This is a genomic window from Clostridium tertium (assembly GCF_902652255.1).
GTDB lineage: Bacteria > Bacillota > Clostridia > Clostridiales > Clostridiaceae > Clostridium > Clostridium tertium_A.
In genome coordinates, this window is record NZ_CACRTO010000006.1 from 64384 (window position 1) to 72633 (window position 8250).

General features: G+C 26.1%; 5 protein-coding genes. 4 read left to right on the top strand and 1 reads right to left on the bottom strand.

The genetic code is table 11. The features are described from left to right. Nucleotides 1-297: 297 nt before the first annotated feature. From GPX08_RS02495 to GPX08_RS02510, 4 genes are all read left to right on the top strand, one after another. Nucleotides 298-1509 (top strand): phosphopentomutase, encoded by a 1212-nt coding sequence (locus GPX08_RS02495; RefSeq protein ID WP_156625111.1) that lies wholly within the window; start codon nt 298-300, stop codon nt 1507-1509. A gap of 240 nt (nt 1510-1749) precedes the next feature. After that, nucleotides 1750-2865: an amidase gene (locus GPX08_RS02500; protein WP_156625121.1), complete on the top strand. Its 1116-nt coding sequence runs from the start codon at nt 1750-1752 to the stop codon at nt 2863-2865. Between the two features lie 562 nt (nt 2866-3427). Next, nucleotides 3428-4825 (top strand): MBOAT family protein, encoded by a 1398-nt coding sequence (locus GPX08_RS02505; RefSeq protein WP_156625113.1) that lies wholly within the window; start codon nt 3428-3430, stop codon nt 4823-4825. Nucleotides 4826-4837: 12 nt separating this feature from the next. Further along, nucleotides 4838-6247 carry an alginate O-acetyltransferase gene (locus GPX08_RS02510; protein WP_156625115.1) on the top strand — a complete coding sequence of 470 codons (1410 nt, stop codon included), beginning with the start codon at nt 4838-4840 and terminating at the stop codon, nt 6245-6247. Between the two features lie 246 nt (nt 6248-6493). On the opposite strand, the gene GPX08_RS02515 is transcribed toward GPX08_RS02510, so the two are convergent. Then, nucleotides 6494-7453: a LytR family transcriptional regulator gene (locus GPX08_RS02515; RefSeq protein WP_156625117.1), complete on the bottom strand. Its 960-nt coding sequence runs from the start codon at nt 7451-7453 to the stop codon at nt 6494-6496. Nucleotides 7454-8250 lie beyond the last annotated feature (797 nt).

Here is an 8250-nt window from a genome sequence, read left to right on the forward strand (position 1 = left end):
AATAAATATAATGACTTGAAAAATGGTAAAAGCTCAACTCAAGTCATTATAGTTATTAAATATGAACTAGTTTTTGAAGATACTTTATTAGAAGAAATGGATGCAAGAGGTTGGGATAGGCTAACAGTTTGCTGAAGTTTCTTTTTAATTTACTATTTTGAATATCTTAGGTGTAAGAATTAAGTTTTCAATTTCTATAATTAATTAGGATAAAAGATTTAAAATTCTAAACTTATCCTTTTATGAATTTAAACTTTGAAGAGGATTAAAAAACTTAAAATAAAGGAGGTTTTTATAATGAAAAAATTTATAGTAATAGTTCTTGATGGTTTTGGTATAGGTGAAATGGATGACGTTAGGGTAACAAGACCACAAGACGCTAATTCAAATACTTGTCTTCATATTTTGGAAAGAAGAAAAGACTTAAGATTACCTGTACTAGAAAAGTTAGGTTTAATGAATATATTAAGATCAGAAATAAATGGAATGAAGGCAAATCCAAAGGCTACTTATGGTAAGGCTAATTTGACACACTTTGGGGCTGATACTTTCTTTGGACACCAAGAAATAATGGGGACAAAACCAAAGATGCCTTTTAGAGAACCTATTAAAAATAAAATAGATGAAATTTATAAGGCGATAAAAGATGCAGGATATAAGGTAGAATATAAAAAAGGAAAGAAAGAAAAATATCTTGTAGTAGAAGATGCTCTTACTATTGCTGATAATATAGAATGTGATTTAGGACAAGCATTTAATATAACATCAGCTTTAGATATAATTCCTTTTAGCAAGGTTTTAGAAGTTGGACATATAGTAAGATCAATTGCAACAGTTCCTAGAGTAATTACCTTTGGAGGAAAAGGAATTACTTTAGAAGATATATTAAATGCTGAAGAAGAAAAAGAAGGCGGATATATAGGTATAAATGCTCCTAAGTCAGGGGTTTATGATAATGGTTATGAATGTATTCATTTAGGTTATGGAGTTAACCCAAAAACTCAAGTATCAACTATACTATCTGAAGAAAATATACCAGTATATTTATTAGGAAAAGTTGCTGATGTAGTTATAAATGAAAAAGGTACAAGCATACCTATGGTAGATACGGAAAAGGTACTTAAAAGAACTATTGAAATATCAAAGGAAGTAGAAGCGGGATTTATTTGTTGTAATGTTCAAGAAACAGATTTATCAGGACATGCTGAAAATGTAGATAGATATGCTGAAAAATTAGAGATTGCTGATAGATTAATTGGAGAGCTTATGGATACTATTCATGGTGATGATATTTTATTAGTTATGGCTGACCATGGAAATGATCCAACTATAGGTCATAGCAAGCATACAAGGGAAATGGTTCCTTTAATGATATATGGTGAAAATATTAATGAAGGTTTTATTGGGGTTAGAGATACTTTATCAGATGTAGGAGCTACAGTAGCGGATTATTTTAAAGTAAAGAGTCCTGAAAATGGAACAAGCTTTCTTAATGAGATTAAAAAATAAAAAGTAGTAATGTATTTAAGTAAGTTAACTGGTAAGAAGAGATTGCCTTAAGATTGAAATATTAATAAAGTAATGTAAGTAATTTTAGTAATATGAGATTAGAAGTAATAGAACTGGTAAGAAGAGGTTGGCTTAAGATTAAAATAAGAAAAGACAATGTAAGTGAAACTAGTAAGATGAGAGAATAAGTAAGAATATTAAGAGAGGAGGTAATGAGTATTGAACTGGATTAACAGCAATATAGATAAAAAAACTAAAGTTTATAGGTCTAAAATTCTTGCAGAGCAAAATTTATATAAGTCAGTAATTTCTATTAATAATAATTTAGATGAAGAAATGAAAGAAAAATCAGAAAACTTATCAACATTCGGAGTAAAAAATACTGTGGATATCCCGGTGGAGTTGGTGGATAAACTTAGAAAAAATTCAAAATATTTATTTTTAACTGTTGATAAGATGTCACACTTAGGAAGAAGCACCGACACAGACTTAATAAATCCATTAACTTATAGATGTATGACAGGCTCTAGTAGTGGAACTGCTATAAATATAATTAAGGGAATTAATGATTTTGGGATAGGAACTGATGGTGGTGGATCAGTTCTAGCCCCTGCTCTTAGTACAAATTTATATTCATTTATTGGATCAGGAGTAAATTTAACCACCCAAAAAGAAAGCTTATCAACAGATAGCATTGCTTTTAGTGGCGGAATAGGAGTAATTTCAAAAAGCTTATCTATATTAAAGGAAGTAACTGAAGATATTTTAGAAGAAAAGATAGAAGAGCATAGAGAAGATAATATAGAGGATAATCTTCATGGAAAATTAGATATTATTAGAGTAGCAATTCCAAAAGTAGATTCATTACAGCTGCCTGATGGTACAGAGATGAGACAGGAGTTAGATAAGACCATTAATATAATAGATAATAAAAAATTTAAGTTTATAGAATATGACTTTGATAATATATATGAAAGAAATATAGGAATAAAAGAAATTAATAATATATTTGAAAATAACTTAGCTGATATCATTTTGACTTATGAAGGGCCCATAGATGTTTATGGCTACGATGAAACTATTCAAAGAAGCTTTAAAGGTAAAGCTGAAAAAGAAATAACTTCAAATGGAGGAAAAGGATTAGTTAAAGCAATTAATATGTGCAAATGTACCGGAATCACTATCCCAGGAGAAAAATTAGCAAGTGGATTTGTTATTTGTGGGCACCCAGGGAAAGATGGATTAAATAAAGCTTTTGCTCTAGCATCAGAATTAGATTCGTATATTGATAAAAATGAAATTTTTCAAAGGTACTTTATAAAAAGAGAAAAGTTTGTAGAACCAATAAAATTATAGATTGTAAGAAAAACACCCTAGGGGACTAGAAAAATGGAAACTTCCAATTATTTAGTCTTCTAGGGTATCTTTGTTCAAAAGATAATAAAATTCTTATTTTTTTCTTAAATTTATACTATAATAGTGTAGAGTATCGAAAACAAATAAAATAAGCAAAATAAATTCATATTAAAATTAATTAAATAATTTAAATAAATATTAAATTGCCTAATAAGTACAGTTACAAATGAATGAGAATCTATTAATTTGAATAATTGGATATAAAAATATATGAATTGATTATCATATAGTATAATATTGAAGGAATTAATTGATAAAAGTAAATTTGATAACTATTAAGTATTATTAGTGGTCTATAAATATTTTATATATTTATAGTAGTTATCTAAATCATTTAATAAAATGAAGTTTAGTTAAATAGATTATTAATTACGTTACTAAAATTAAATAATATATATGCTTTCAATTTGGATAATTTATTAGAAATGCTTAAACATATAATGTTTTAAGTCTAAAGATGTAGATTATTAATTGAAACATATATAATACTTAAGGAGATTTTATGGTATTTAGTTCAATAATATTTATATTCATTTTTTTACCATTTATTTTATTTTTGTATTATATAGTAGGGAAAAAAATAAAAAATTATATATTATTATGTGCAAGTTTAATATTTTATGCTTGGGGTGGAGTATCATATTTAAAGATATTAATTGCTTCAATAATAATTAATTATTGCTTTGGTATCATTATTGATAAGAATAAAGATAGGACAAGACTTAAGAAAATATTATTGATTATGGGAGTTATTTTGAATCTTTCAATATTATTTTACTATAAGTATTATGATTTCTTTGTAGAGAATGTTAACTTGCTTTTTGGTACTAGTATGTCATTAAGGTATATAGTTCTTCCTATAGGAATATCATTTTTTACCTTCCAAGGGATGTCTTATATAATTGATATTTATAGAGGTGATGCAAATGTTAACAAAAATCCATTTTCAGTTGCTCTTTATATATCTTTATTTCCACAATTAGTTGCTGGGCCAATAATTAAGTATAAGACTATTGATAATGAAATTAGAAATAGAAAAGAATCTATTGAAGAGTTTAGTTATGGAATAAATAGATTTGTACTTGGATTAAGCAAAAAGGTTATTATTGCAGATATATTAGGAGCTATGGCTGATAATATTTTTAATCTTTATCAATTAGGTATAGACACTCCAACAGCATGGATAGGTGCTATATGTTATACCTTCCAGATTTATTATGATTTTTCAGGGTATTCAGATATGGCAATAGGACTTGGACATATGTTTGGATTTAAGTTTATGGAAAACTTTAATTATCCTTATATATCAAAGTCTATAACTGAATTCTGGAGAAGATGGCATATTTCCTTATCAACTTGGTTTAAAGAGTATTTATATATTCCCCTAGGTGGAAATAGAAAAGGAAATGTATATGTAAATTTATTTATAGTATTTTTAGTAACTGGAATATGGCATGGAGCTGCCTGGACATATATTCTTTGGGGAATATGGCATGGGATATTTTTAGTTATTGAAAGAGCTATAAATAAGAAAAATTGGTATATTAATATTCCAAGCTTAATAAAATACATAGTTACTATGTTTATAGTTATAATTGGATGGGTATTATTTAGAGCAAATAGTGTAGAACAAGCTTTAGGATATATAAGTGTTATGTTTGGCGTTAATGCAGAAGCTACACTTTATGAGTTTACTTATTTTATAAATAAGAAGCTAATATTATGGATTGCAATAGCGAGCTTAGGAGCAGTTCCTTTTATCTCAAATAAATTTAAAAAATATAATGGAAATAAAAAGTTTGAAGTTATTTCTACTGTAGTTATTTCAATTTTATTTATTTTATCTATAGTATTTATAGTTAACTCAACCTATAGTCCATTTATTTATTTCCAATTCTAAAGAGGTGAAGGTATGAAGAAAATATATAAGTTTAAGATAATATTATTTTTAGGAATTATTGCTCTTCCATTAGTCTTTATGAATTTTGAAAAAGATGTAGTTTCAGAAATAGATAATAGAATGCTTGTAGACTTTGATGAAATATTTGATGATAGTGATGAAGCAATATATAAATTTGAGTCCTTTGTGAATGATAGAATTGGATTTAGATCAAGAATGGTTAAATCTTATAGTAGAGGAATGGATATTTTATTAGATGAAATGGTTCATCCTAATTATCAATATGGAAAAGATGGATATGTGTATCTAAAATTACCTGAGACTAATGTTGATTTAAGATTTCAGGAACTATTTTCAAGCTTTATAAAGGATTTTGAAACATACTGTAATGATAGGGGGATAAAGTTTCTATACACTTTAGAACCTAGTAAATCAACTATTTATCCTGAATATTTACCAGAAGGTTACATTAGAAGTACAGAAAATCTAGATTATCTTACAGAGCTTCTAAATGAAAAGGGCATTAATTATTTAAGTAATGTAGATACGCTTCTAAAAGCCAAAGAAGAAGCTCAAGTATTTGATCCTAAGTATGATGCTGGACATTGGAATGAAACAGGTGCGATATATGGGATTTCAGCTATGATAGATAGACTTAATGATTTAGATAGCAGAGTTGGAAGCTTTGATATTAATAGATTTGAACAAGTTCAATATTTAAATACAACTTTAATGTCATCAGATTTTCCTATAAATGAGACAACTACTCATTATGAATTAAAAGAGTACAACTTAGAGTATATAGAAGATTATGAAAATGAAATTAGAAGACATGAGGATTTTAGGTATTATAATCATTATGTAAATACAACCAATCCTGAAGGGCCAAAACTTTTAATATTTGCTGGTAGCTATTTTAATAATAAAGAAAAGTTTATTACAGGAAATTTCTCCGAAGTTATGAAGATACATAACTACAGAAATGTTTTAGATTATGAATATTATATAAATATATATCAGCCAGATATAGTTCTATTTGAATCAACTGAATATACTAATACAGGCTATCACTATCCTAAGAAAACTATGGAGAATAAGACTTTAATTAAAAATATAAATAGTTATGAAAACTTAAAAGAAGATGACATAGTAGAAGTTAAAGAAACTACCTTCAATAAAAGTAGTACAAATTTAACTGATGTTGTTATACCTTACGAAGGTGAAGATGTATTAAATGCTTATGCTGTTATAAATGAAAGGGTTTTAGACTTACAAGTTAAAATGGTTGAAGATAATAAATATGTAGGTTTTTCTATTATTAATGAAGAAATAGCAGATACAGATACTTTTGATATCTATTTTTTATCAAAGGATGAAGAGAGATATGAGAAGGTGGAGCTAGAGTTGATTAATAATGAATAATGTAGAATGTATAATGGATGATATGATTTCTTTCAAAATCATTTTTGAATTTAGAGAGTTTTTAATGAAAGAATGAAAGAATGAAATTGAGAATTAAAGAATGAAGAATGTAGAAGAATTAAAGAATTAAGGAAAAGACTCAAGGCTAGTGCCTTGAGTCTTATTAAAATTCAATTTATTTTTAAAACTCCGGAGGGAGTTTTTTCAATCATTATAAATTCTTCATTATAAATTGTGCGACAGCACTTACTCTTCTACTGAGTAGATAAATTCATGAAGTTCCTTTGTAGTTCCTTCAATATCTATATTAGTATGATACATATCTGTAAAGCCTGCACTAATTATATTAGAGTCAGAAGGGAATCTTCCTTGTTCAATATTGTTTAAACCCATACCTAAAGCTTTAGTAGATATTGAAATTATTTCACTATTACTTAAGTTAGTTGTTACTAGTGGAAGAATTTCATTAATTAATCCAGGTACTTCAGTTACACTTATATCTTTAAATTTAAGGAATAAAGCTTCTAAGACATCTCTTTGTCTTTCTGTTCTTTTAAAATCATGGCCAGATGTATATCTTATTCTACAATATGCAGAAGCTTGAGTTCCATCTAAAAGTTGTTTTCCAGCTGTATAAATATGTTCAGTTTTTGTTCCATTATGTTCATCTATATTATCAATATATCCATTTATATATTTAAGTTCCTCTTGAGTGATTTCAATTTCTACTCCACCTAAGGAATCTATAATTTTAGGTAATCTTTCTAAATCAACATGTACAAATTTATCAATATTTAAATTAAAGTTATAATTTATAGTTTTAAGTAGCGCACTAGGGCCTCCCTCTAATATACTATAATTTAAGTTGCTTTTTCCACCATCAGGTAAGTCTAGATATATATCACGCATTAAAGAACCAAGTTTTATAGTATTATTTTTAGTATTTATAGCTAAAATCATAGTTGCATCTGAAGAACTTACATCATAATACTCTGAATAATCACTACCTAACAGAGCTATTGTTATAACATCAGAAGCTTCTTTAGGTAATTCCTTACCAGTATTCACAACATCTTTTCTATCTACATCTACTCTGGTAACCTTACTTGAAAGGTAATATGTACATCCGCCACCTATGGCAAAAAGAATTAATATAACAGAAAGTATAGAAATTATTATTTTTTTATTTCTAGAAAGTTTCTTCATAAATTATCCTCCAAAATCATAGTATTCTTAATTAAAATTTAATTTATATGGAATAAGTGATATAATTGTTAAATACTGCTATATTATATCAGATAGAAGATGAATTTGGAATTAAAAAAATATAGATAAATCATGTTAATGAAATATGTAAAAATATATAATGATATAATATATAGTAATATAATAGTGATATAATATATATTATAAATATGATAATTGAACAATATATTGATAAGATTCAATAAATAAAGCATAGTAATGCGATACAGTATAAAAATATAAAGATATTGCCAAAAAATAATATTATTTGAGTTGATAATTAATAAAATATGTGTATAAAATAGAATTAATTTTAAGATGATGAATTAAATTTTATCATATGTCAATAATTAGAATATAAGGTTTTTCTATTAGATCATAATATAAAAAAATCGACAAAAAATACGTTATTATATAAAAATACTTAATTAATGTTAAATAACATACATAAAATGCTAAATATTAATCCTAAAATTTTAAAAAAATAATATTATTAAGAAGAGTAGTTGAATGCAAATTTTTGAGGAAAATTAAATGACTTTAAATTAATAAATGTATATGCTATAATTGTCCTTGCGCAAAAATAAGATTACTTAATAATTAAGATTCAAATATTTTGAATCTGTTAAGCTGATATGAAAAAATAGCTTGATTTTTCATAGAATTGCTCGCTCTTTGAAAATTATATAAGTTTGAATATTTTATTGCATGACAAACAAGCCTGCAATAAAATTGATTTTTGCAGGTTAAATAAAGGT